Raw genomic sequence first — 23,290 nt, 5'->3', positions numbered from 1 at the left:
TCGTTCTCAATCACAGCGTCTGCCCGTTTCCGGCCTGACTCACTTCGGTCCTCCATCCGTGCCGAACAGTAAGGGACAGTATCCGTAATATTTGGTCTGTTTCGAACGCAAACGCACACAAACCCTCACTTACACAAATATTATTATGTGCGAAGTGGAGGGTCTTGGTAGGACATGTCAAAGAAACTCTTGGAGGGGGCCCTGCGAAGATACCTCACGTCGGTTCGCGAGGACTTGATGACCGGGGTATCGTACATGGTACCGTTCGTAACGACCGGGGGACTCCTGTTGGCGATTGCGTTCGCGTACGCCACGTTCTTCGGTGACGGAACGGTGTCCGTCTTCGAGACGACCGGTTCCGTCGGATGGTTCCTCGCAGAACTCGGCACCGCCGGGCTGACGCTGATGGTGCCGGTCCTCGGTGCGTACGTCGCCTACTCTGTGGCCGGACGACCGGGCATCGCACCGGGCTTCATCCTCTCGTATATCATCCAGCAGGGGACAGTGCTAGAGGCCGCCGGCGAAGCCATCGGATTCTCCACCGCGACGGCAGAAGCGGGCTACCTCGGTGCGCTCGCAGTGGGTCTCGTAGTGGGCTACGTTGTCCGCTATATTCGGTCGTTGAACGTCCCAGACGCGCTCAAACCAATGATGCCAGTAATGATTCTCCCGGCGGGAACGGTGCTGTTGTTGTTCCCCGTCGTGTTGTTCTGTATCGGTGTGCCGGGTGCCATCGTCAACGAGTGGCTGCAAGGGTCACTGATAGACATCCAAGGCGGGCAGGCCGTGGTCGTTGGAATGGTCCTCGGCGCGATGATGGCGTTCGACATGGGTGGACCCATCAACAAGGTTGCCTACCTGTTCGCGTTTGACCTATTGCGGGCCGGCATCTACGAACCGATGGCCGCCGTCATGATCGCGGGGATGACCCCGCCCATCGGAATGGCAATCGCCACCGTCATCGCTCCGCACAAGTACCCCGATGCGATGTACGAGAACGCGAAGAGCGGCGTCATCCTCGGTCTGTCATTCATCACCGAGGGGGCGATTCCCTACGCCGCGGCCGACCCACTCCGCGTCATCCCGGCACTCGTCGCGGGTAGTTCCGTGGCCGCGAGCCTCTCAATGGTCGCCGGAATCACGATGCGGGCCCCTCACGGTGGCCTGTTCGTGGTCCCTCTCTCGAACGCGCCGCTCGCGTTCGTCGGGATCATCCTCTTGGGGTCGCTCATCACTGCTGCAACGGTGACACTCATCAAACCGGACCCAAACTGTGACGGGGAGGGTGATAGTGAGGTCTCCTCGATACGCGCAATGCGGAACTAAGCTTGAATTTAAAAATTGTCGTAGTAATAACACCAGTTGAAAATCACATATACAACTACTCTAATATGCCCCGATAAACAGTACTTCCTGCAAGCGATAAGGTGTTTAGATGACCGATAGTGCTTGATAGCAGTATACGGGTGAGACTGAGCGGATGAATGCGAATGAATAACGAACGACCGATATCAACGATGCTACCAGAAAAACGCAAACGACTCATCGTCGAACGAGTGACTGAACGAGATGGCTGCAAGGCCGCAGTTCTCGCGGAGGAGCTGAGCGTCTCGACGGCAACGATTCGTCGTGACCTCCGCGCTCTCGAAGACGAAGGTCGGATCGAACGATCACACGGCGGTGCTGTCCCAGCGACGGCACTCGCAAACGAACAGTCCTACAGCCAAAAAGAGGTCCAACACTTAGAACAGAAGCGATTGATAGCCGAACGTGCCGAAAAGGAAATCCGCGACGGTGAGGTCGTCTTCTTCGATGCGGGGACGACCACGATGCAGATCGCTAAACGAGTCGAACCGGAACAATCCTTTATTGCGGTCACCAATTCTCCACTCCAGGCCCACACTCTCGCGGAGAATAACTTCAGAGTGAAACTCACCGGTGGGACGTTCCGAAACGAAACGCGTGCCTGTGTCGGCCCAAGTGCTGAGCGATTCATCGACCGAACAAGCTTCGATCTGCTCTTTCTTGGAACGAATGGTATTGCTCCTAAAACGGGGCTAATGACCCCGAACGAATCGGAAGCAGAGATTAAGTCGAAAATCGTCGACGCCGCTTCACGGGTTGTCCTCGTTACTGACAGTTCAAAGATCAACCAACAGAGTTTCGTCCGCTTTGCTGAGATTGAAGATGTCGATCTCCTCATAATTGATTCGCTGGACGACGCAGGAGTCTATGGGGCTTTTGAAGATGCAGGTGTGACTATTGCCGAAGTATCGAACTGACCGACAACGCACAGACCAGCGAGTGGTTCTAGCAGTCGGACTATCTCGCACTGGACCACCCAAAATGAGTTGCTCAGAAGGTAGACGAGGTGTTTACAAGTTCGAGAAGTCATCAGCGGGAAGGTTCTGACATCGTCGACGCCAGAACGGCAGACGGTGACAATACGATTTAGTGACATTCTCCGCGTCGGCTCTCTCGCCTCTAATTTTGTACGACTGTTGCCAGTCAGGGCACCCGCAAAAACCGGATTCGGAATTGCACGCTACTGAGAGGGGGAGGCTCGCCGAGACGCTTCGCTAGTTGTTCCCGTTGCCGCGCGAGCGTGCGCCAACAGATGCTGGGAACTGACCGTCCTTGAGTTCCGTTGTGATGCTCGTGTCAGTTCCGTCGATATCGACTTTGAGGCTCGGAGCGAGCGTGCCACCGAACGCCTCCTTCAGTTCGTCGCCAGGAAGACCGAGTGTGTCGACGTCCTGGAAGTTCACGAAGCTCTCGACAATACTGTCCTTTCCATGGGGCATCGCGAGCCACGAGTATGTCTGGAAGGGAGCTTTCTCCGGGTTCGCCACTACCAGACTGCTTCCGTTGAGTGGTTCCATCTCACTGTCGTACAGACCGTCTGCGGCAAATCCGTGGAGGGCTTCCGGCCCCGGCGGTTCGCCTTTCTTTTCGAATCGGCCACCGTCGCTCCAAAGCTGGGGAGCGTACGTGAACTCGTGGGTGATGAAGAAGAGGTACCACTTGTCTTCGTGGAAGACGAAGTGGGGACGTTCAGTCTGCTGGCTTACGCCCACTGCCTCGAAGATCGGCGGCTTCAGTTCCCACTCGGTGAGATCCTCACTCGTCGCTTTCGCTGCACCGATGTTTCCGTTGTAGTTCAGTGGGCTATTTGGATTGTCGTTCTCCGTGGGCGTGTTACCCTCGAAGATCATCCAGTCTTCGCCAGTCTCGGGGTGCTTGAAGTACCACGGGTCGCGGAACGCAGTGATGATTCCGCTGGAATCTTCGAGTTGTTCGTACATCTCGCCGTCGGCCTCAGCAAGAATGTGGTGGGATTCGGACTCAGTAACGGTAACGTCCTGTGGTCCCGTTTCGACGGTAGCCCCTTTTGCGAGCGCGAGGCGCTGACGTGCTTCGGGGAGAGCTTCTGCGGCCGTGTAGAAGTGGTAAATCTGCTCTTCGTCCTGGTCGTACATCGCAGAGCCGGCCCACGTCTGGTTCCCGAGGAAGGCGTCTTCGTCGAAGACTTCACCACCGAACTGCCAGCCATTCGGTCCCTCACTCTTGCCAGTTCGGGAGTAGAAGTACCCTACACGCGCGTAGTTGTGACGGTCACCGGGAACGTCAATCTCTGGGTGGCTCTTATCAGCGACTAGTGAGAAGATGATTTGCCAGCCATCGATGACTGCAATCGACCCATCGCGCTTTCGGAGTGGCCACGTGTCCCAGACCCAGTAGCCTGCTTCTTCGGCAATCTGAGTTGGGTCCTCGTCGAGGTACGGTGCGGTGTTTTCCTCCGTACGCTCGATTTCAGCGACCATCTCTTCGGTCCACTGTGCTGGTTCCTCTACTTCGACTGCTGCAGCCGAACCACTCGTAGCTCCGATACCAACTGTGGCGGCGAGGCCAACAGCTCCGGTCGTTCGAAGGAACTTGCGACGTCCAAGCTCGTGTTTGGAATTCTCTTCCGTCATTCCATCTTATCACAGGCCGCATTTACACATAAGCCTTTATACTTAATATATATTCTAATATTAGGGAATAATAGAGATGTCACTAGGTAAGGGCACGAATCGGGATTTCCCATCTGGAAGTTATCTCGATCCGTTTCGGTGCAATCCTCTCAGCGAAACGATTCCGAGGTGGATACCACGAAGCCTCGAAATCTGAGATTATACCCGCTGTGAATCTGTTATCGAGGACTGTTGGCTGATTGTGAAGATTTGACTGATGGGAGGAAGTGACCATCCTTGAGCTCGGTTACGATGCGAGTCTCCGTCCCATCAAGCTCCAGTTTGAGAGTGGGAGCGAGTGATCCGCCGAACAGCTCTTTTTGCTCTTCTGGTGGCAAGTATCCCACTTCATCAAGGCTGATCGCACCGCGCGACGTGTCGTCGAGGCCACGGAAGTTCTCGAAGCTCTCAGCGAGGATACCATCGCCGTGCGGCATTGCGAGCCACGAGTACGCTTGGAATGGTGCCTCTTCGGGATTCGAGATGACTAACCCACCTTCGTTGAGTGGTTCGTAGTCACCGTACATCGAGTCAGCCACGAACCCATACAGCGCATCAGGTCCACTCAGACCCGGCGCAAATGTGAACTGGTGGCTAATGGTGAACAGATACCACTTGCCGTCTTTGAACACGTAGTGTGGACGTTCAAGCTGCTGGTTGGTACCGATAGCTTCTAGAACCGGCGGCAGCAGTTCCCACTCGGTCAACTCGTCGTTCTTCGCTCGCATGACCCCGATATTCCCGTTGAAGCTCTCAGGGTTGGTGGGGTCTCGGCTCCCAGTTGGCGTGTTCGCTTCGAAAACGACGAGGTCTTCGCCAGTTTCGGGATGCGTGAAGTACCACGGGTCCCGGAAGGCGTAGACGATCCCTTGCTCGATCGATTGTTCGTAGGTCTGGTACATCTCGCCATCTGGGGTCCCCATGATGACGTGTTCCTGCTCACCAACCAATTCAACGCCTTTGGGGCCCGTTTCGATTGATGCTCCTTTCCCGAGTGCAGGCTTTTGCCGGAACTCAGGGTAGGAACTCACAGCTGTGTAGAAGTGGTAGATTTGTTCTTCGTCTTGATCGTACATCGCCGAGCCAGCCCACTGATGGTGACCGAGTGGCGAATCAAACGCTTTCCCGCCTTCGTGCCAGTCGTGCCCGTTACGCGAGTAGAAATACCGGATGGTTGCTTCGTTGTGCCGAGCACCGGGGACGAGGTCATTCGAGGCTGTAAGCGAGAAGACAATCTGCCAGCCGTCAATCTTCACGATAGAGCCGTCGCGGTTCCGAAGCGGCCACGTGTCCCAAATCCAGTAATCATCGGAGATGGATTCAGAATTGCCCTTGATAATCGGTGCCGTGGTGTCGTCGGTCAGTTCGATATTTGCTGCCTCTCCGCGTGTCCACTGATCCGCCTCGCGCGGTTCGACGGCGGCTACGGACCTGGTCGCTGAGGGTAGTCCAAGACTGGCGAGACCGACGCCAGCAGCCGTTTTCATGAAACTTCGCCTGTTCGTCTCCGCCAGATCATCCTGGTCGAACATCGCAGGTGAAAGTATTTACTACAGGTGTAAAAAATATTTTGGCGCGCATAATAATCTATATATTGGTTCATTATATTACCATTATTTGAAGCTGTATAAGAATAATCAGGCAACAGTAATTCTTTGCGATGGATTCAGACGAGAGAACGACTATAGCGGTGTCTTCGGTCAATAGTGTGATCGAAATCGGTAATTCCAGATGTGTCATAAATCTATATCTCGGGTATCTACCCTTCTCACCGATGGCTAAGAGACATTTATAATAAATATATTTCATATGTTGTGAGGGTAGAGAGTCGTCTGTGAACTACTCTTCTTACTCCCTTGGCGGTTCTTGGGTTAGGGAACTTCTTGTTCTACAACGCGCTGTGCAGACACATATGCAAACGGAGGGCACAACTATCTGTATGCGTTTGATTCTTGTTTCGACACCACAAATGATGTTTTGGCACGAACACACCGATCTTCCCGAAGCGTTCCCTTTGTGGCTTCCGACCCCAGCGAACCAGTGTCAGTTACAAACTGCTGAAGTATAGCCTATCGCGCTTGAAACGCTTTCGGGAGATACGTAGTGATTGTGTATATATAATTAGCAGAGCAGCGAGTTGTTCAGGCGGTTCGATAGCGTGTACTGCATACAGGCTGTGGAGCCAGCCCCATCGAAGACGGGGGCGAGACAGGGAATACTATCGCCAGACTGAACAAATAATGAATCAAGACGAATCAAATCTGCTGCTTCTGTACGTATCTTATCGTCTATATATTGGTTTCTCGCCCCATATCGTTAGTATCTATGCGATATAAGAGAGTGAAATAGAGATGGAATCTCAGATTGGCTAATATTCTGATACTTATATTTCCATAATCTGCCATTTTGTGTATTAGTAGTCATTATTCGGCAAGGTATATTATTTTATATGGCAAATATAGAATCAAATGGCCCTGTACAATCCCAAATATCGGGATTCAGTTCCCCTATGCCGATTAATCTCCCTTTTAACTAGATTGGAAAGAAAATATGCTGATAGGAAAGGCCAGGGGCCTCCGCGTTGATACTAGCGAACTGAGCAGCGAACTGGTCACGAACTGCTTGGCAGGATGCAACGGTACGTGCCCTGCTGTCGTTGACGCAGCTGATTGCTAGCTGCAGGACTGGGCAGGCGACCCATTGTGTCAATGGGAGAGTGAGTGTTCGGAACGGTCCGGTGGCAGCGGTCGACGACCTCATAACAGATGTGACAGACTAAATGTGGCGCTGGACGGCGTCGATCCCCACTCGTGAATTTCCAACCGTCGCCGAGAGCAGGGCCTACATTGGTGGCGCGTCGCTCCGTGCGCTCGACATAGATGACGGCAGCCAGACCTGGGCGCGTAGTCCACCAAACTGCCAGTACACGACGCCCACCATCGGCCCCGAGGCCGCCTATTCGGCCGTGACCAATCAGAACATTCGGATCGCCGCCGCTGAGACGTCGACCGAGTTTCGACGGTCGCTCCCGTTGCTCGGGTGAACTGAAAGTGAACGTAGCAGCTACGAATGAGAACCCAGTGGTCAGTCTTCACTGAGGAACTAATCGGCCTGGAAATAGTTACTCATTCGAGAGAGCGCAGTACTCACGGAAGACGGGACGCGTCTCGCCGAGAAACGACCGGTTACTGGCAGTAGACCCCAATTTCGTAGTTCTATCCCGACGAAACTATCAGGGCTGTTAATCAGCTACCGACCGGTAGATATCGACTCAACACGTAATGATGGTGGAATACACTCGTACTCGACAAGCGGAGGTCGGCCGATGACAGACGACGAGCAGTGGGACGATATCAGCTTCGTGATCAGTTCAGGCTACCGCGTTGCGACACTACAACGGCTCTCGGACGGACCCGCGACGCCATCACTCATCACTGATGAAACGGGGCACAGCATCGCACACGTCTCTAGAGCGCTCCGGGAGTTACGCGACGCTGGTCTCATCACGCTCTTAGTCTCCGAAGACCGCCGTAAAGGTCGAGTCTACGGGGTAACGGACGCCGGCGAGGCCGTCTGGGATACTATCGAATCGCAAAATATGGCCAAAGCCGAGTAAGGGACACTCATCTCCGCCTGACCGCAAACTGTTTGATCGCTGATCGAACTCAGTGTCGTGAGCCATCCTGTCTGTGAGTATTTACTTATGAGTTCGGTGTAACTCTCGGTCCAAATTACGGTGACGAGCGTCCAGAAGTATTTAGCCTGCGGCAATCCGATACGTAATCGAAGCTAACTCCGCCACAGTATGAGGCTCTTACCACCCCCACTCGACCGCCGCACACTCCTCGCGCTCTTGCTCCTCGGCGTGGCGCTCCCCACGGTTCTCTGGGCGTCCGGAGGTGTGATCGGCGACGAGAGACCGTCAGTCGACACGAACGTGACCGAGCGCTATCGTTCCGTCGATGCACTCACCGGGACACAGACGACGACGGTACGAACAAACGGTACCGTCACGACCCGGAACGTCGCCGACGTCACGCTCGCTCCGGGGACCGACCGGAGACGAATCCGCTTCCAGAACGCATCGGACAGGCGGTACGAACTACAGGTCTCGAACGGATCGGCGCTCTGGCTCCACGACACAGGGGAGAACACGGTGACTGTCGTCAACCTGTCGGGACCGCCGACCGGTTCACAGACGGCCACTCGACTCCAACGGCTCGTCGCGGCTGCGGGGCTGACCGACGGCTCGGGCCGGCCACAATCGATCAGCGTGTCACCGCTGCCGGTCTTGCCTCGGCACACCGGTGTCGCTCCGCAAGCGGACGTGAGCCGCAGCTACACCGTCGAGTTCGTCGAAACCGAGACCGTCAGCGGACGGGAGACGTATATGATTGACATCACTCCTGCGACCAATCGGAGCGAGGTGCAGTACCGACAGCGGCTGTGGGTGGACACCGAGTGGTTCTACCCGCTGCGCAAGCAAACGGCATGGACGGATGACGACACCCGACGATCGGTGACGACGACGTACACAAACGTGACGATTAATCCGAAGCTATCGGAAGATGCATTCCGACCCGAAGTAGACGATAACACGACGGTACGGCGCGAAGACACTCCGACCACGGAGTGGTATCGGAGCCGCACCGCGCTAGAGGTTCGGAGTTCGCTCTCGGTGCCGGACCCGGCTGTCCCACCCGGGTTCGAACTCGTCTACGCCACACGGACGACCGGCCGCATCGACGGGGTCGGCCTCCGCTACGTCGCCGACGGACGCGAACTCACGGTCGCGAAGTACAACTACACCCTCGACGTCAGCCCCGGCGAGCGCGACGTGACGATCGACGGCCAGCCGGCGGTCTTTGACCGGGGGCCGACCACCTCGCTCTCGTGGGACTGCAACGGCTACGGCTACACCGTCCGGGGGAACGGCGTCGAAGCGGACCGCTTGACTGAAGTTGCCCGGTCTGTGGGCTGTCGGGCCTGAGAACGCACGAACTTCTGGGTCAGAAACTCGCCCCCCTTTTATATTATCCAACGGCCCCTCGACTCAAATGCAATGGGCCCCGTCGACCTGACAGCGTGCTGTCCTCCCCAGCCGTACCGCGCTGTATCCGCGGCTAGCACGACGCTTCCCATTGTGGTCTCCGCTGACGCAGATCCCCCTCCACAGTATCGCCGTACTGCGCCGACAGCCCCGCCGGACTCCCGACCGAACCGGTCGCTACGTCTCCGCGTTCGAAATCCGGGGGCATATTAATCCGATAGGCAGTCATTCGAGCGAAACGTGAGTGAGGATCCGGCGCTGGGTGATATTCTCGATATCCTCAGCGACGAGTACGCCCGGGACATCCTCGCAGCGACGAGTATCAAACCAATGTCCGCACAACAGCTCGCCGACGAGTGTGAGATGTCCGAACCGACGGTCTACCGCCGGGTAGAGCGATTACAGACGCACGGACTCCTCGACGAGCAGACCAAGGTTCGGACCGAAAACAACCACTACAGCGTCTATACGGCGACGCTCTCGGAATTCTCCTTGGCGCTAGACACCGGGTCCTTCGAGGCGGCCGTGACGCACACCGACGACGAATCGTTCCCCGGCGAAGGGGAGAGCGACACCGCCGACCGCTTTGTGAAGATGTGGGAGGACCTCTGAGATGGGGCCTCTTCCCGTCGCTTCGATCATCGACTGGCTCATCGTCGCACTCGCCCTCGGGTCGACGCTCGTCGGTAGCTACGTCGGCTATCAGGCCTACCGCGGGTATCGCCGCCACGACAGCCGAACGATGCGAGCGCTCTCTCTTGGTTTGTTTTTCCTGACAGCCGTTGCGTTCGGAATTGCCTTTGTCGGTTCGTTGCTCCTCCGCGAGGGGTATCTCGGGCTGCAGTATCAGCCGTTGCTCACACTCGTCACGCGGCTGTTCCAGTTCCTCGGCGTCCTGTTGATCGCCTACTCTCTGCATTCGCGTCAGTAGCCGACACGAGGGTAACCGAGCCACCACAGCCAATTTCCAGTCCGATGAACACGCCGTCACTGATGGTTTTTACAGCGGGTCGTGCCCCCGTCAGAACAAATACAGGGTGGTATACTGTCGGATTCGAGCTTCGTCAGCCGAGGCTCACCAGAAAGCACTTACCGGATGACAGAGGAGGCCAAGATGCAGAGACGGTCGATGCAGATTTCCTGCACTCGACGTCGACCATTCGTCGTCCGGGACGAGAAACGGGCGACGACGCCCTCACTGGGGGTCGCGGCCGCGGCTCCCATGGGCCTCCCTTCGACCGAACCGGTCCACCCGTTAGTCACACCTCGAATCGCCCTCCGTGAAGGGCTTCTCTGCGTGCCGACCGCGCTGAGCGCTGACTGGCCGGCAACGACGTTGCGATGACGCGCTGCTATCACTCGTCAGCCATGGGTTTCAGCGTGACGCGCTCGGCCTCGAAGTCCTCTAAGAAGGCCTTGGAGCCACCGACGGTGAACGTCCCGTCGGCCGTCTCGACGACGAACGATTCCTGCGTCGGAAACTCGTTCGAGAAGGGGCGGACGAGACTCTGCTTCACGTCCACGATCGTCCCCGTGACGGTCTCGAAGGGCTCCACGCTCTGTGTGGAGCGAACGTCCATCTCGACGGTGACGGTCTCCCCATCCAGTAAGTACAGCGCCGCTTCGAACACCGCGTGGCGGAAGCTATCGAAGGTTCTGGGCAACGGCTCGGGTCGGGAGACGTGTACCTGCTCGCCCATCGGCCAGTAGTTCGCGATAAACGAATCGAACAGCGAGGAGACGATGTGTTCTTCCGCGTGGTAGATCGCGTATTCGTCCGAGTTCGAGTTCAACAGGGCGTCAGCCGATGAGACGATGCCGGCCGAGCGGTCGACGGTGAGCGTCACCGGCGCTGGGGCGCTCCACGTCTGTACGACGTTCGCTATCGACTCGCCGATGGGGGTCTCGCCGTCGTACTCCGTCACCAACAGCATACAGAACACCCCGCGTTCCCGCGCCGCTCGGAGCGACGCTTCGACCCGCTCCAGTGCCGACGCCGGTAGCGCGAGGACGATCTCGGACTCCGCGGCGTCGATCAGCTCGCCGAGCTGCGTGAATATCGTTCGACGCGACTTGATGATGCTGAACTTCTCTTGCTCGTAGCTCTCCGAGTCGAACAGGTCGTCGAGTTGCGTCTCGATGGAGTGCAACTGGGAGACCAGATTTTCGATGCCCTCCGAGGGTGGGATCGCCCGCAGTCGCGTCGGCTGGACGTGGTCGTCGATCTCGATGAGGTCGCGCTCCGCTAACTTATCGACGATGTCGTACGCGTAGCTCTTCGAGATGTCCGTCTCCTCGGAGACCACGCGAATCGTCGTGGAACCGTTCCGGAGGACGGTCACGTACGCGAGCGCCTCCTTCTCCGAGAGACCGAACCGGGTGAGACTGTCGACGATGTCGTCCGCCGCCATACCCATCCGTTGGGCCGATGCCCGAGATAAAGCTTAGTATCGGAAGACCGCTCGTGGTGGTTGGTCGGTACCTGGGACGGGCATTTCGAGGCGCTCACGCGTTCCGCGAACGCCGAGCCGCGTACGTCGCGAGTCGGATGGCGTGTGACCAACCCAGCGGTGTCGCACTGTCCGGTGTGCCGGAATCGAAGAACTGTTCCGGTAAGTAGCCCGAATCAAGACAGAGCGACCCCGTGAGGTCGATCTCGGCGAACAGCCGGTCGGCCCACGCCGTCGGATCGAACTGTCGGCTCGTCGATGGGAACAGCCGAGTCGCCTTCTCGGCCGCGTACGCGCCCCAGCCGGTCGAGACGGTCCAGACCTTCTCACTCGACTGTCCGCGTCGACGCCACGTATCCGCCTCGAACCGCCTCAGCCCTCGGATGTCGTCGGTTTCCGTCCAGAGCCGTTCGAACGCCGCTTCGAGATGAGTTTCGAGCCGTCGCCGTCGCTCATCGTCCACGTCCGCTACCGCTTCGTAGGCCAGATGCGCGTCGATCAGCGAGAACGTGGTGCTATCGACGCGCGTATCCAACTCCCCGTCGTCCAGTCGAAGCCCGTAGATGTCCTCGTCGGGACACCACATCGTCTCCAGCGCGTCGTACATTCGGTCCGCCTGCGCCGCTGCGTGGGTCCGAACGGCGTCGTTCAGCGGTGCGGTCGCAATCGAACTGTAGGCGTGCAAGAATTTCGCCGCGGTGTGCGTGAAGCGTCCGTTCATGTTCTCCCAGGCGTTTTCGCACACGGTCGGCAACCCGTCCGCTTCCAGCGAAATGTCCATCCCCTTGACGCCCGACTCCAGCGCGCTCTCGACGTTGAGCGCCATCTCGGTCGGGAGCGAATCGCGGTGGGTAGCGAGGTACTCCGCGAGGAAGACGAGGACGCTCGCGGTCTGGTCGGCCTGATACTGGGTCTCGGATCCCTCGACGTGGCCGTTCGCCCACCCGGGGGCCAGTCGACCGTTCCTCGGCCACACCCGGTGGGGCCACCGGCCGTCGGCGAGTTGCGTCTGGAGGTAGAACCGGGCACTCTTGCGGTGTTGCTCCCCGGCGTCGAGACCGAGTCGCTCGTCGGCTTCCAGGAGGAACGTCGAGATCTCCCCGTCGTCCCGGAACCACGTGTACCCGTAGCCACCGGAGTACTGGTAGTGCGGGTCGAAGTCGGGACCCGCTATCCGAGCCCCGGTCGGCGCGGACAACAGATCGAGGACGTGAAGGTCTGTCTGGACGAGCTGGTCCGTTCCGTCAGTCGACTGCATCGACTGTCGCGCAGCGGTGAGAAACTGCGATGGGGCGCGGTAGCGCTGCGTCCGGTCGGTGATCCGTGCGAGACTCTCGGAGCGCGACTGATCCTCGATATCCGACAGCGTGGTGACGACCGTCGTCCGTCCGCCTTCGAGCTCGGCCCGGAAGGAGACACCACCGGTGAGGCGACTCCCCTCGTAGCTCTCGGATTCGCCCCCTCGCGGAAACGATTGCGGCTCGTCGGCCAGAATCTCGTCGAACTGCTCCATCACTTCCGGCGTGATCGTCAGTTCAGTCGATGCCGCCAGATAGTCGTGCTCCCGGTCGTGGTACAGTTCCACGACCTCGTCGTCGTGGACTAATTGCCCGACTCGACTGTCTCCTTCCGGGGCGAACTCGACGAACCCGACGATTTCGAGGGGAGCCGGTGATTCGCCGACGAGTTCGAACGAAGTCGCGTGCGAGAGGTCGTCGGTGAAGTCGCGCTGGACGACGTCGAAGGTCTCCAGTTCGTGGACCGTCTCGACGACCGCGTTCGCTTCGCGCGAGGTCTGTGACGACCCGTCGAGGGTGTCGAACCACGTGACCGTTCCGTCGATTCGAACGCCGAACCGGGAAGAAGCGATTCCGTGAAATCCCGAGAGCGGATACGAGTACTCTCGAATCGACCCGGCCGGGTCGACGTGGACCAGCCGCCGATTCGAACTTGTAAACCGCCCCGCCTGCGTGCGCCGCTCGCCGGGGAATACGTCTGCGCTCTCTCGGTTTCGTTTGTAATCGTCGAGTGCCCGTCGGAGTCCCATACCGGAGTTGCGTTACACTGCAGATAAAGTTCTTGTGATATCTCAATTCAAATCCCTAAACTATAAGTGGACGTATTTTGATTGACAAAGCAAGCGATGACAGAGAACTCAGCGAACGGTGAGCGGCGTAGCATCTCGCGGCGACGGTTCGTCGCGGGAGCGGGCGCATCGGGGATCGCAGCGGGACTCGCGGGCTGTGCAAGCGTGTTCAACGGCGGGGAGGGTGACGGAAACGCCGGCGGAACGCAGACCGGCGAGGCCGGAGGCGAAGCGACGACGGTGACGTGGGGATTCGACGCGACGGTAGTGCAGGACCACGCCGACGAAGTCCGTGACGCGCTTCACGAGAAGGGCGGGCTTTCAGATACTATCCAAATCGAGTTCGCACAGGGACAGCCCGACAGCGGGAAGCGACGGGCCAACTACAACCGCCTCCTGAGCTCACAGGAGACCGAACCGGACATGTTCCTGATGGACAACGGATGGGTGAACGTCTTCATCCAGCGAGGGCAACTGGCCAACCTCTCCGAGGTCCTCACGGACGACATGCTCTCGACCATCGACGAGGAGTACTTCAGCGGTTTCACCGAGACGGCCATCGACCCGGCGAGCGGCGACCTCTACGGCGTGCCGCTCTACCCCGACTACCCAACGATGCTGTACCGGAAGGACCTCGTCGAAAAAGCGGGGTACAGTCCGGAGTCCGAGAACTGGGCCACCGAACCGATGACCTGGAAGCAGTGGTCGAACGTCGCGGCCGACACGCTCGACGCGGCAGACGTCGAGTACGGCTTTACGACCCAGTGGGACATCTACGAGGGGACTGCCTGCTGTACGTTCAACGAGGTCCTGTCCTCGTGGGGCGGCGCGTACTTCGGCGGCCGCGAGAATCTCTTCGGGCCGGTGGGCGACCGGCCCGTCACCGTCGATTCCGAACCCGTCGTCAACTCGCTGAACATGATGCGGAAGTTCGTCCACGACGAGGACTTCGACGGCCTCGAAGGCTACGGCGGCGGCTTCACGCCGACGAACATCCTCGGCTGGATCGAAGACGGCTCGCTCGCGCCGTTCCTCGACGGGAACGCGGTCTTCCATCGCAACTGGCCCTACGCGATCAACCAGGCCGCCTCGGAGTTCGGTGACGACCTCGGGACGATGCCGATCCCGTACGCCGTCTCGGAGAGCGACGCCGAGTTCCAGGGAACTGGCGGGACGACGTCGGCGCTGGGTGGCTGGCACGTCACTGTCAACCCCTACAGCGAGCGGCACGACGCCGTCAGCAAGGTCATCGGAGCCACCATGAAGCCCGAGTTCCAACTGTTCCTGCTGGAGATGGAGGGGTGGCTCCCGCCGCGGGGCAGTCTGTTCAACTCAAGCGAGGCGTCGAATATCGACCCGATGGGCGGCTACATGGACACGCTCCGCGTGGCCGGCGAGAACACGATGGCCCGTCCGGTCACGGCCGTCTGGAGCGACCAGTCTAGCAAGATTGCCCAGCAAGCCAACCGCGCGGTCAACCAGGACATCTCCTCCGCGAAGGCGATGGCCACGCTCCAGTCCGGCTTAGAGCAGACCGAAAGCAGTAACTGACGCGACCGGTTCGGCGCGTTCGTCTAGCGCGGTCTCACTCCTCGTCGATTCAGCGAGAAAAACGTCGCGTGGCTCGCTGCGACCCAGTCGGGATACCCTCGTTCGCAGCGTCAGTTGAAAACCGTCTCGAACGCCTCGTCGAGGATGCTGACGGCCTCTCGAATCTCGCTCTCGTCCACGCACAGCGGCGGGGAGGCGATCAGTTGGTAGTCCGGGCGTCCCATGCCCACGAGCAGGCCCTCGTCTTCGGCGAATTCGGTGATGTCGTTGAGAGGATTGTCGGTGTCCTCGTCGCTGACCCAGCTATTCTTGAACGGGTCGCCCGTTTCGGGGTTCTCGACGACGATCGACCAGTGGAACCCGCGTCCGCGGACGGTCGTGATCTCCTCGTGATTCGCCGCTAGCGACTCCAGTTCGTTCTCCAGTATCGGCGCGAGTTCCTGAACGTTCTCGATGAGATGGTCCTCGTACTCGTCGATGGCCGCCAACGCGGCAGCACAGCCCACCGGGTGGCCAGCGAACGTCTGTCCGATGTCGGTGCCGCTGCGAATCGACTCCCCGACTTCAGGGCGCATGATCACGCCAGCTAGCGGCGCATAGGAACTGGTGACGCCCTTCGCAAATGTGAGCATGTCCGGGACGACACCTTCGGTCTGCATGCCGAACATCTCACCGCAGCGGCCGAATCCGGTGATGACCTCGTCGGCGATCATGAGGACATCGTACTCGTCGCAGATCTCGCGCAGTCGCTCGAAGTAGCCCGGCGGTGCGGTGTAGCTACCGCTCGACCCCGCGACGGGTTCGATGAGGATGGCGGCGACAGTCTCGGGACCCTCGTTGCGGATGACGAACTCGACGTGGTCGGCGGCCTGTTTCGCGAGGGCCTCCGGCGAATCCGCATCGAAGGGCGAGTCGTGTGCCCGCGCAGGGAGGAACTTCACTGCGCCTGTCGTGGCCGCGTGAGTCTCCACGGCGTTGCGCGTCGTCGGCTCGCCTGTGAGCGCGCCCGCACCGTACGTGCTCCCGTGATAGGAGTTCCAGCGCGTCAGGATCTTCGAGGCGTCCTGTTTCTTCCGGGCGAACTGAATCGCCAGTTCGTTGGCCTCGCTGCCCGAGACGGAGAAGACGACGTCGGAGAGAGAGTCGGGGGCGATGTCCGCAAGCCTGTCCGCCAGTTCCGTTCGAGTGTCGTTTTCCTTCGCCGAGGAGACGTACGGAACCCGTTGCAGTTGCTCGGTCATCGCGTCGATGATGTTTTGGTTGTCGTGCCCGGCGTTGGCACAGTAGAGCGACGAGACGAAGTCGAGGTACGCCTCGCCAGTCTCGTCGAAGAGATACGGTCCCTCTCCCTCGTTCACTGTGAACCGGCTGCCCTCCGGGTCGTGCCAGTGGGGGATATGAGATGAACCTGACGACGAAATCTCGGTTTTGCTATTGTATGCCATCTCATTCTATGCCTTATTTTTCGAATCATATATTACTTTCGCCGCCGGGGCGGTGCACTACTTCAGATATGGCTGTCATCCGAATAATTTGGGAGTTATAGAATACTGGCCAATATTAGGGCCATCAAATCAGCTATTATCCTACGTAGTGTTGGTCACGCTATGAGCGTGCTCCTACTGAGCAGCGAGAACGTCAGAGACTGCGCGGAGATGAGTGACGTTATCCCGGCGGTCGAAGACGCCTTCGCCGCCTACGAACGCGGAACCGCACAGATGCCAGCGAAGTCCTACATCGACCTCGTCGAGTACAACGGCGACTTCCGGGCGATGCCGGCGTACATGGACGCCGGCGAGTGGGACGCCGCCGGTATCAAGTGGGTCAACGTCCATCCCGACAACCCCGACGATCACGGCCTGCCGACGGTCATGGGGACGATGATCTACTCAGACCCCGACACCGCACTTCCGCTCGCGATCATGGACGGGACGGAGCTGACGATGAAGCGGACGGGTGCCGCGGCGGCCGTGGCGACCGACTACCTCGCTGTCGAGGACGCCACCTCGCTCGGCATCATCGGCGCGGGCGTCCAGTCGTACACGCAGGTACAAGCTATCTCCGAGATCCGGCCGATCCGTGACATCGTCGTGAGCGACCCCGACGACGAGCGTGCGCAGGCGTTCGTCGACCACTTCGGCGACGAATTCTCGGTGCGAAAAGGCGACATCGCCGACGCCGCATCGTGTGACGTTCTCTCGACCGTCACGCCGGTTCGAGACCCGATCGTGAGCCGCGAGGACCTCGGTGACCACACGCACGTCAACGCCATGGGAGCCGACGCTGAGGGCAAGCAGGAACTGGCCGACGAAATTCTCCTCGAAGCGAAACTCGTCATCGACGACCACGCACAGACCACTCACTCGGGCGAGATCAACGTCCCCTACTCCGAAGGGACGCTCACCGACGAGGGCATCTACGGCGACCTCGGCGAAATCGTCGTCGGGGGCAAAGACGGTCGCATCGAAGACGATTCCATCACGGTCTTCGACAGTACCGGACTGGCGATACAGGACGTGGCGGCCGCGCGCGTCGCCTACCGCGCCGCCCGCGAAGCCGAGGAAGGGGCCGAGTTCGACCTACTCGGTACCGGCCGCTAGGGCGAACCGCCGACCTCGACTGTCGGTCCCAGCCTCTCACGCGTTCTTTTCGGGGAAACGGCGAACCGCGACTCTCGCCCAGCCGCTCCTCGACTGCGTTTTCGGCTCACTACTCCGGTCGGCTACTATGTAGTGAAAATTCCGAACCAGGTTCAACAAGCCGTGCGATTTTCTAGACTATTCGTCGCGAGGACGGAGTTCCGGGTCGTCGAGAGCGACGTTGACCGTCTTGGTCTGCTGGTACTTCTTGAGCGTCTCTTTCGCACACTCTCGGCCAATGCCCGAGCGCTTGAAGCCGCCAAATGCTGTTCCCGGGACCAGCCGTCCGTACTGATTCACCCAGACGGTTCCCGCATCGATGTCGTCGGCAGCACGGTGGGCAAGCGAGAGGTCCCGCGTCGCGACACCGGATGCGAGACCGAAGTCGACATCGTTGGCGATCTCGATGGCTTCCTCGTAGTCCTCGAAGGTGATGACCGAGGCGACGGGACCGAAGATTTCCTCCTGGGCGATACGCATGTCGTTGTCCACGTCGTCGAAGATCGTCGGCTCGACGAACCAGCCCTCGTCGTCGCCGGCGAGGTCAGCCGGCTCGCCGCCGTACGCCAGCGTCGCGCCCGCTTCTTTCCCGACTTCGACGTACTCGCGTACCTTCTCGAACTGCTGTTCGGAGGCGAGCGGACCAAAGTCCGTCGAGTCCCGAAGCGGGTCGCCGACCTCCCGGGTCGCCGCCTCCTCGATGAACAGGTCGAGGAACTCGTCGTGGATAGACTCGTGGACGACGGTCCGGGAGAAGGCGTCACAGGACTGGCCCGTGTTGTAGAAGATACCGTCCGCGGCAATCTCGGCGGCTTCCGCTAAGTCGGCGTCAGGGAAGACGACAAAGGGTGATTTCCCGCCAAGTTCGAGCGTGACAGGGGTTATCTGCTCGGCGGCGGCCTTCATAACGACCTCGCCAGTTCTGTCCTCGCCGGTAAAGGAGAGCTTGTCGACGCCCTCGTGTTTCGTCAGTGGCGCGCCCACCTCGTCACCGAATCCGTGGACGACGTTGAGCGTCCCGTCGGGGAGGATACCTTCGGCCAGTTGTGCGATGCGCGTCGCGGTCAGCGGCGTGTTCTCCGCCGGTTTCAGGACGACGGAGTTTCCCGCCGCGAGCGCCGGGCCGAGCTTCCACGAAGTGAGTATCATCGGGTAGTTCCACGGGACGATGAGGCCCGCGACGCCGTACGGTTCCTGCGTGGCGTAGGCGTGTGCGTCGTCTGCGACGGGAATCTGGCTTCCCTGTTCGCCGCGGACGACGTGGGCGTAGTACTCGATGTAGTCGAGCGCCTTCCCGACCTCGTATTCGGCGTTCGCCAGTGGTTTCCCGGTGTCGAGGCTCTCTAGGAGCGCCAGTTCCTCGCTGTGGTCTCGCAGCACGTCGGCCCAGTCGAGGATCGCTTCGGATCGTTCGGAGTTCGTCAGATCGCCCCATTTGCCTTCGAAAGCATTTCTTGCGGCGTCGACGGCGGCGTCGACGTCGTCCTCGTCACAGCGTGGGACCGTCGTAATCGGTTCTTCGACGGTTGGGTCGCACGTCTCGAACCGCTCGCCACCTGCTGTAGTGTGTGCCGCGCCGTCGATCCACGCGTCGAACTGAACGTCGGCCGTCGCTTCGTCGATCGCTCGCTGGTGGTTCTCCCGCGTCGTCTCGGTGAATTGACTCTGTGTCATGTGGTATCGTTTTCCGTTGAAATCAGCGTTCGACCCAAATCGTCTTTGCGTTGGTGAACTCCCGGATGCCGTGACCGGCGAGTTCCGACCCGTAGCCCGACTCCTTCACGCCGCCGAAAGGGAGACGCGGGTCCGATTTCACGACCTGATTGACGAAGACGTTGCCCGCGGTAATGCGCTTTGCGAGCGCTTCGCCTCGGTCGGCATCGGCTGTCCAGACGCTTCCGCCGAGGCCGAACTGCGTGTCGTTGGCCGCCTCGATCGCCTCGTCGTCGCTCTCAACCGGGAAGACGGCCGCGACGGGACCGAACAGTTCCTCGGTCGCCGCCGGGCAGTCCTCGGGCACGCCGGTCAGCACCGTCGGCGGATAGAAGTTCCCCTCGCGGTCCAACGGCTCGCCACCGGTCTCGACAGTTGCGCCCGCCTCGACGGATCGCTGCACCTGTGAATCTAACTCTTCCAACAGGTCGGCACGCGCCTGCGGACCGACATCCGTTCCTTCCTCGGTCGGGTCGCCGACGGTCAACTGCTCGGCTTCGCGTGCGAACCGCTCAACGAACTCGTCGTGGATGGACTCGTGAACGAAGAAGCGCTTGGCGGCGATACAGGTCTGTCCAGAGTTCTGGTTTCGCGCCGTCACGGCGGCGTCGACCACCTCGTCTAGCGGTGCGTCCGCTAACACGACGAAGGGGTCGCTCCCGCCCAGTTCTAACACGGTTTTCTTCAGGTTCTCGCCGCTCGCCGCCGCAACCGCTCGACCGGCTCCCGTGCTTCCGGTGAGCGTCACTGCGCGGACCCGATCGTCGGCGATAATGTCCGCGACTCGTTCGTCTTCGACCTGTATCGACGCGAACGCGCCCGCCGGGTAGCCCGCTTCCTCGAAGCACGCTTCGATGGCATTCGCACAGCCGAGGACGTTCGGCGCGTGTTTCAGCAGGCCGACGTTCCCGGCGGTGAGCGCGGGCACGGCGAAGCGAAACACCTGCCAGAACGGGTAGTTCCACGGCATGACCGAAAGTACCGCGCCGAGCGGTTCGTAGGAGACGTACGTCTTCGTCCCCGGTTCGGCCCCGATTCGTTCGTCTTGGAGGTGTTCGGCGCTCCGCTCGGCGTAGTAGTCACAGAGGTCGGCGCACTTCTCGACTTCGGCGACGGCCTGGTCGAGGGGTTTCCCCATCTCGTGGGTCATCGTCGCCGCGTACTCCTCGGCGTTCGACCGCAGAATCTCGCCGAGCGATACGGCGAGGGCCTCTCGCTCTTCTATCGGGCGCTCGCGCCAATCCCGAAAGGTCTCGTCGGCGCGAGCCAGTAGCTTCTCGACCGTCTCTGGGCTGTGCTGTTCGTACGTCGCGATGGGTTCGTTCGTCGCTGGATTTGTCGTCTGCATCGTGTGTGTCCTCTCGATAGTCGCCTCAGACGCCGCGGCTCTGCAGTTTCTCTTCCTCGGGGAGGTCGGCGTTAGCGTCGCCGCGCATCCCCGAACCGACGTTCTTGCTGATCTCTACGAGGGCGCCGGGGTCGTCCCAGTTGTTGACCGCTTCGACGACGGCTTCGCCCATCGCTTCGGGGTCTTCCGCGCCGAAGATGCCCGAGCCGACAAAGATGCCGTCACAGCCGTGGGACATCATGAGCGCCGCATCCGCCGGCGTCGCGATGCCGCCGGCGGCGAAGTTCACGACCGGGAGACGACCCCGCTCCGACGTTTCGTGGACCAACTCGGCCGGTGCTTCATTTTCGCGGGCCCACTTCTCTCTCTCCTCGTAGCTCGCGCCTTCGAGTTCCCGGATCGCGCTCGAAATGGTGCGCTGGTGATGGACGGCTTGGTTCACGTCGCCGGTTCCTGCCTCACCTTTCGTCCGAATCATCGCCGCCCCTTCCTCGATGCGCCGGAGCGCTTCGCCGAGGTTGCGCGCGCCACAGACGAACGGCGCGGTGAACTCGCGCTTGTCGATATGGTAGCGGTCGTCCGCCGGCGTGAGCACCTCGCTCTCGTCGATCATGTCCACGCCAGTGGCTTCGAGGATCTGGGCCTCTTTCGTGTGGCCGATACGGGCTTTCCCCATTACGGGAACCGACACCTCGTCGATGATCTGCTCGACTTCGGCGGGGTCGGCCATTCGGGCGACGCCACCACGTTTGCGGATATCGGCTGGCACTGCTTCCAGAGACATGACCGCCACTGCACCCACGGCCTCGGCGATGCGAGCCTGTTCGCGCGTCACCACGTCCATGATGACGCCGCCTTTCTGCATCTTCGCGAAGCCGCGCTTGACGAGCTCGGTCCCACGGCGCAGCTCCGCTACGTCCGTCGCCTCAGACATCTCGCGCCCCGCGCGGTTCAACGTGCTGGACGTACTCGTCAGTCAGCGAGTACAGGCGCTTGCGCGCGTCGCCGAAGTGAACTTCCTCCTCGACGAAGCCGGCCTGCCTCAGTTCTCGAAGCGCGTGCCGCGTCGTCCGGCGGGGCATGTACGTCTCGTCGGTCAACATCTGCTGTGTCAGTTTCTCGTCGGCGTTTTCTAGCACTTTCAGCACCAGCTTCGCGCTGGGCGGGAGCTCCGCCAGCGTCGTTGTGGGTTGTGTGGGCGGTTCTTTTGACTTGGACATTCGAGACAACCTCTGGAAAGAGAATGGACTCAGTCCAATATAATAGTTTGTGTTTCAATACTGTCCGATTCTGAGATGGATTGCAGTACTGTAGACAATAGGGTGGGTGGGGAGAAATACGTGGAGACCGGTCTCGCTTCGGTCGCCCGTCCGCGGAAACCGTCCAAAATATCCACTCCCGCGACCACGGACGAGCGTCGGTATTCAGAACCGGCGTTCGAGGAAGGCGGCGAGGAGGTAGGCCGCAAGTTGCTGGGTGTTGTCCGCGGGGTCGTAGTGGGGCGCGACTTCCATCAGGTCGATCGCCCGGACCGCGTCGACATCGCCGAGTCGCTGCATGACGGTGAGCGCCTGATGCGCCGAGAGACCACCGGGTTCGGGCGTCCCGGTGCCGGGGGCGACCGAGGGGTCGACCGAGTCGATGTCGAAGGTGACGTAGACGGCGTCGGTCTCCGCCGCCGCGGCGTCGATGGCGTCGTCGAGGATCGGCCGGATACCGCGTTCGTGGATGTCGGCGGTCGAGAACACGCTGAGCCCGACGTCCTCAGCGAAGTCGAAGAAGTCGGGCGCTTCGTAGCCGCGGATGCCGACCTGACTGACGTGTTCGTACGACGAGAACTCGGAGTTCGCGATGTGATGGGTCACCGATCCGTGGTACTCCTCGCCGAACAGGTCACTCCGGGCCGTCGTATCCGTGTGGGCGTCGATCTGGACCAGTCCAACGGAATCGAGGTCGGCTCCCCGTGCGAACCCACGGAACGCGGGGTACGTACAGTGATGGTCGCCGCCGAGAAAGACCGGGAACGTCTGTTCGGCGAGGGTGGCGACGTGGGCCTCGATGCTGTCGGCGGTCTTGGTCGCGTCGGTCGGGAAGACTGGGACGTCGCCGCAGTCGGCCAGCGAGAGCGACGAGTAATCCACCTGCTCACCGGTGTACATGTTCGTCAGGCCACCCTTGTATCCCGAGAGGTAGGCCAGCCACGAACTCGCCACGCGGATGCCGTGCGGGCCGTACCGGGCACCGGGACGGTTGCTCACCGTCCCGTCGAAGGGCGCGCCCAGAACGGCCGCGTCGACGCCGCTCACGTCCTCGATATCCCGACTGGCGGCCTTCATAAACGTCTTGATACCGGCGTAGGGCAGCTCGACGTTCGTCCCCGTCGTCGCCTCGCAGAAGGCCTGTGCGTCGGATCGCTCCGTGGAGTCGTCGGTCATGG

19 protein-coding genes are annotated in these 23,290 nt (G+C 60.3%); 9 read left to right on the top strand and 10 right to left on the bottom strand.

Features of this window, described 5'->3' with window-relative positions:
* Positions 1 to 174: 174 nt before the first annotated feature.
* Together E4S61_RS16740 and glpR are read left to right on the top strand one after the other, a co-directional pair.
* Positions 175 to 1,326 carry a PTS fructose transporter subunit IIC gene (locus E4S61_RS16740; RefSeq protein ID WP_135305111.1) on the top strand — a complete coding sequence of 384 codons (1,152 nt, stop codon included), beginning with the start codon at positions 175 to 177 and terminating at the stop codon, positions 1,324 to 1,326.
* Between the two features lie 191 nt (positions 1,327 to 1,517).
* Positions 1,518 to 2,282 (top strand): HTH-type transcriptional regulator GlpR, encoded by a 765-nt coding sequence (gene glpR / locus E4S61_RS16735; protein WP_135305211.1) that lies wholly within the window; start codon positions 1,518 to 1,520, stop codon positions 2,280 to 2,282.
* Between the two features lie 297 nt (positions 2,283 to 2,579).
* Here the strand turns inward: glpR and E4S61_RS16730 are convergent, their stop codons facing one another.
* Complete coding sequence (locus tag E4S61_RS16730) at positions 2,580 to 3,977, bottom strand: glycoside hydrolase family 68 protein (RefSeq protein WP_135305110.1); 1,398 nt, start codon at positions 3,975 to 3,977, stop codon at positions 2,580 to 2,582.
* Between the two features lie 218 nt (positions 3,978 to 4,195).
* On the bottom strand, positions 4,196 to 5,503 hold the full coding sequence (locus E4S61_RS16725) for a glycoside hydrolase family 68 protein (protein ID WP_135305210.1): 1,308 nt from the start codon (positions 5,501 to 5,503) through the stop codon (positions 4,196 to 4,198).
* 1,292 nt (positions 5,504 to 6,795) lie between these two features.
* Between E4S61_RS16725 and E4S61_RS16720 the strand changes: the two genes are divergently transcribed.
* The 5 genes from E4S61_RS16720 (at position 6,796) to E4S61_RS16700 (ending at position 9,997) form a co-directional block, all read left to right on the top strand.
* Positions 6,796 to 7,059 (top strand): hypothetical protein, encoded by a 264-nt coding sequence (locus tag E4S61_RS16720; protein WP_135305109.1) that lies wholly within the window; start codon positions 6,796 to 6,798, stop codon positions 7,057 to 7,059.
* Positions 7,060 to 7,341: 282 nt separating this feature from the next.
* Complete coding sequence (locus tag E4S61_RS16715; protein WP_135305108.1) at positions 7,342 to 7,632, top strand: winged helix-turn-helix domain-containing protein; 291 nt, start codon at positions 7,342 to 7,344, stop codon at positions 7,630 to 7,632.
* Positions 7,633 to 7,821: 189 nt separating this feature from the next.
* Complete coding sequence (locus tag E4S61_RS16710) at positions 7,822 to 9,006, top strand: LolA family protein (protein WP_135305107.1); 1,185 nt, start codon at positions 7,822 to 7,824, stop codon at positions 9,004 to 9,006.
* Between the two features lie 300 nt (positions 9,007 to 9,306).
* Positions 9,307 to 9,678: an ArsR/SmtB family transcription factor gene (locus tag E4S61_RS16705; protein WP_135305106.1), complete on the top strand. Its 372-nt coding sequence runs from the start codon at positions 9,307 to 9,309 to the stop codon at positions 9,676 to 9,678.
* 1 nt (position 9,679) lies between these two features.
* Positions 9,680 to 9,997, top strand: a complete 318-nt coding sequence (locus E4S61_RS16700; protein ID WP_135305105.1) for a DUF7521 family protein — start codon at positions 9,680 to 9,682, stop codon at positions 9,995 to 9,997.
* Positions 9,998 to 10,421: 424 nt separating this feature from the next.
* Here the strand turns inward: E4S61_RS16700 and E4S61_RS16695 are convergent, their stop codons facing one another.
* Together E4S61_RS16695 and E4S61_RS16690 are read right to left on the bottom strand one after the other, a co-directional pair.
* On the bottom strand, positions 10,422 to 11,477 hold the full coding sequence (locus E4S61_RS16695; RefSeq protein ID WP_135305104.1) for a TrmB family transcriptional regulator: 1,056 nt from the start codon (positions 11,475 to 11,477) through the stop codon (positions 10,422 to 10,424).
* 94 nt (positions 11,478 to 11,571) lie between these two features.
* The gene (locus tag E4S61_RS16690; protein ID WP_135305103.1) at positions 11,572 to 13,563 is read right to left on the bottom strand and encodes a glycoside hydrolase family 15 protein; all 1,992 of its coding nucleotides are present in this window, start codon (positions 13,561 to 13,563) and stop codon (positions 11,572 to 11,574) included.
* 96 nt (positions 13,564 to 13,659) lie between these two features.
* Here E4S61_RS16690 and E4S61_RS16685 point away from each other — a divergent pair, with 96 nt between their 5' ends.
* Positions 13,660 to 15,153 carry an extracellular solute-binding protein gene (locus E4S61_RS16685; RefSeq protein WP_135305102.1) on the top strand — a complete coding sequence of 498 codons (1,494 nt, stop codon included), beginning with the start codon at positions 13,660 to 13,662 and terminating at the stop codon, positions 15,151 to 15,153.
* 110 nt (positions 15,154 to 15,263) lie between these two features.
* Here the strand turns inward: E4S61_RS16685 and E4S61_RS16680 are convergent, their stop codons facing one another.
* Complete coding sequence (locus E4S61_RS16680) at positions 15,264 to 16,598, bottom strand: aminotransferase family protein (RefSeq protein WP_135305101.1); 1,335 nt, start codon at positions 16,596 to 16,598, stop codon at positions 15,264 to 15,266.
* Between the two features lie 162 nt (positions 16,599 to 16,760).
* Between E4S61_RS16680 and E4S61_RS16675 the strand changes: the two genes are divergently transcribed.
* The gene (locus E4S61_RS16675; protein ID WP_135305100.1) at positions 16,761 to 17,753 is read left to right on the top strand and encodes an ornithine cyclodeaminase family protein; all 993 of its coding nucleotides are present in this window, start codon (positions 16,761 to 16,763) and stop codon (positions 17,751 to 17,753) included.
* A 177-nt stretch (positions 17,754 to 17,930) separates the two neighbouring features.
* On the opposite strand, the gene E4S61_RS16670 is transcribed toward E4S61_RS16675, so the two are convergent.
* The 5 genes from E4S61_RS16670 to E4S61_RS16650 all read right to left on the bottom strand — a co-directional run bounded on the left by E4S61_RS16670 (position 17,931) and on the right by E4S61_RS16650 (position 23,288).
* Positions 17,931 to 19,466, bottom strand: a complete 1,536-nt coding sequence (locus E4S61_RS16670; RefSeq protein WP_135305099.1) for an aldehyde dehydrogenase family protein — start codon at positions 19,464 to 19,466, stop codon at positions 17,931 to 17,933.
* 22 nt (positions 19,467 to 19,488) lie between these two features.
* Complete coding sequence (locus E4S61_RS16665; RefSeq protein WP_135305098.1) at positions 19,489 to 20,853, bottom strand: NAD-dependent succinate-semialdehyde dehydrogenase; 1,365 nt, start codon at positions 20,851 to 20,853, stop codon at positions 19,489 to 19,491.
* Between the two features lie 25 nt (positions 20,854 to 20,878).
* Positions 20,879 to 21,787 (bottom strand): pyridoxal 5'-phosphate synthase lyase subunit PdxS, encoded by a 909-nt coding sequence (pdxS, locus tag E4S61_RS16660; RefSeq protein WP_135305097.1) that lies wholly within the window; start codon positions 21,785 to 21,787, stop codon positions 20,879 to 20,881.
* Positions 21,780 to 22,073, bottom strand: a complete 294-nt coding sequence (locus E4S61_RS16655; protein ID WP_135305096.1) for a MarR family transcriptional regulator — start codon at positions 22,071 to 22,073, stop codon at positions 21,780 to 21,782. Before E4S61_RS16655 ends, pdxS begins: the two co-directional genes overlap by 8 nt.
* Before the next feature lie 204 nt (positions 22,074 to 22,277).
* Positions 22,278 to 23,288, bottom strand: coding sequence for an agmatinase family protein (locus E4S61_RS16650; RefSeq protein ID WP_135305095.1), 1,011 nt, complete (start codon positions 23,286 to 23,288; stop codon positions 22,278 to 22,280).
* Between the last annotated feature and the right edge of the window lie 2 nt (positions 23,289 to 23,290).

It is taken from the genome of Haloarcula amylovorans (genome assembly GCF_004681185.1).
In the GTDB taxonomy this organism is placed as follows: domain Archaea; phylum Halobacteriota; class Halobacteria; order Halobacteriales; family Haloarculaceae; genus Haloarcula; species Haloarcula amylovorans.
This window is presented reverse-complemented; position numbering and strand designations above follow the sequence as displayed.

Excerpts from the sequence above, each read along its gene's own strand:
- E4S61_RS16740 (WP_135305111.1), top strand. The coding sequence starts at position 175 with ATGTCAAAGAAACTCTTGGAGGGGGCCCTGCGAAGATACCTCACGTCG.
- glpR (WP_135305211.1), top strand. The coding sequence starts at position 1,518 with ATGCTACCAGAAAAACGCAAACGACTCATCGTCGAACGAGTGACTGAA.
- E4S61_RS16730 (WP_135305110.1), bottom strand. The coding sequence starts at position 3,977 with ATGACGGAAGAGAATTCCAAACACGAGCTTGGACGTCGCAAGTTCCTT.
- E4S61_RS16725 (WP_135305210.1), bottom strand. The coding sequence starts at position 5,503 with ATGAAAACGGCTGCTGGCGTCGGTCTCGCCAGTCTTGGACTACCCTCA.
- E4S61_RS16720 (WP_135305109.1), top strand. The coding sequence starts at position 6,796 with ATGTGGCGCTGGACGGCGTCGATCCCCACTCGTGAATTTCCAACCGTC.
- E4S61_RS16715 (WP_135305108.1), top strand. The coding sequence starts at position 7,342 with ATGACAGACGACGAGCAGTGGGACGATATCAGCTTCGTGATCAGTTCA.
- E4S61_RS16710 (WP_135305107.1), top strand. The coding sequence starts at position 7,822 with ATGAGGCTCTTACCACCCCCACTCGACCGCCGCACACTCCTCGCGCTC.
- E4S61_RS16700 (WP_135305105.1), top strand. The coding sequence starts at position 9,680 with ATGGGGCCTCTTCCCGTCGCTTCGATCATCGACTGGCTCATCGTCGCA.
- E4S61_RS16695 (WP_135305104.1), bottom strand. The coding sequence starts at position 11,477 with ATGGCGGCGGACGACATCGTCGACAGTCTCACCCGGTTCGGTCTCTCG.
- E4S61_RS16690 (WP_135305103.1), bottom strand. The coding sequence starts at position 13,563 with ATGGGACTCCGACGGGCACTCGACGATTACAAACGAAACCGAGAGAGC.
- E4S61_RS16685 (WP_135305102.1), top strand. The coding sequence starts at position 13,660 with ATGACAGAGAACTCAGCGAACGGTGAGCGGCGTAGCATCTCGCGGCGA.
- E4S61_RS16680 (WP_135305101.1), bottom strand. The coding sequence starts at position 16,598 with ATGGCATACAATAGCAAAACCGAGATTTCGTCGTCAGGTTCATCTCAT.
- E4S61_RS16675 (WP_135305100.1), top strand. The coding sequence starts at position 16,761 with ATGAGCGTGCTCCTACTGAGCAGCGAGAACGTCAGAGACTGCGCGGAG.
- E4S61_RS16670 (WP_135305099.1), bottom strand. The coding sequence starts at position 19,466 with ATGACACAGAGTCAATTCACCGAGACGACGCGGGAGAACCACCAGCGA.
- E4S61_RS16665 (WP_135305098.1), bottom strand. The coding sequence starts at position 20,853 with ATGCAGACGACAAATCCAGCGACGAACGAACCCATCGCGACGTACGAA.
- pdxS (WP_135305097.1), bottom strand. The coding sequence starts at position 21,787 with ATGTCTGAGGCGACGGACGTAGCGGAGCTGCGCCGTGGGACCGAGCTC.
- E4S61_RS16655 (WP_135305096.1), bottom strand. The coding sequence starts at position 22,073 with ATGTCCAAGTCAAAAGAACCGCCCACACAACCCACAACGACGCTGGCG.
- E4S61_RS16650 (WP_135305095.1), bottom strand. The coding sequence starts at position 23,288 with ATGACCGACGACTCCACGGAGCGATCCGACGCACAGGCCTTCTGCGAG.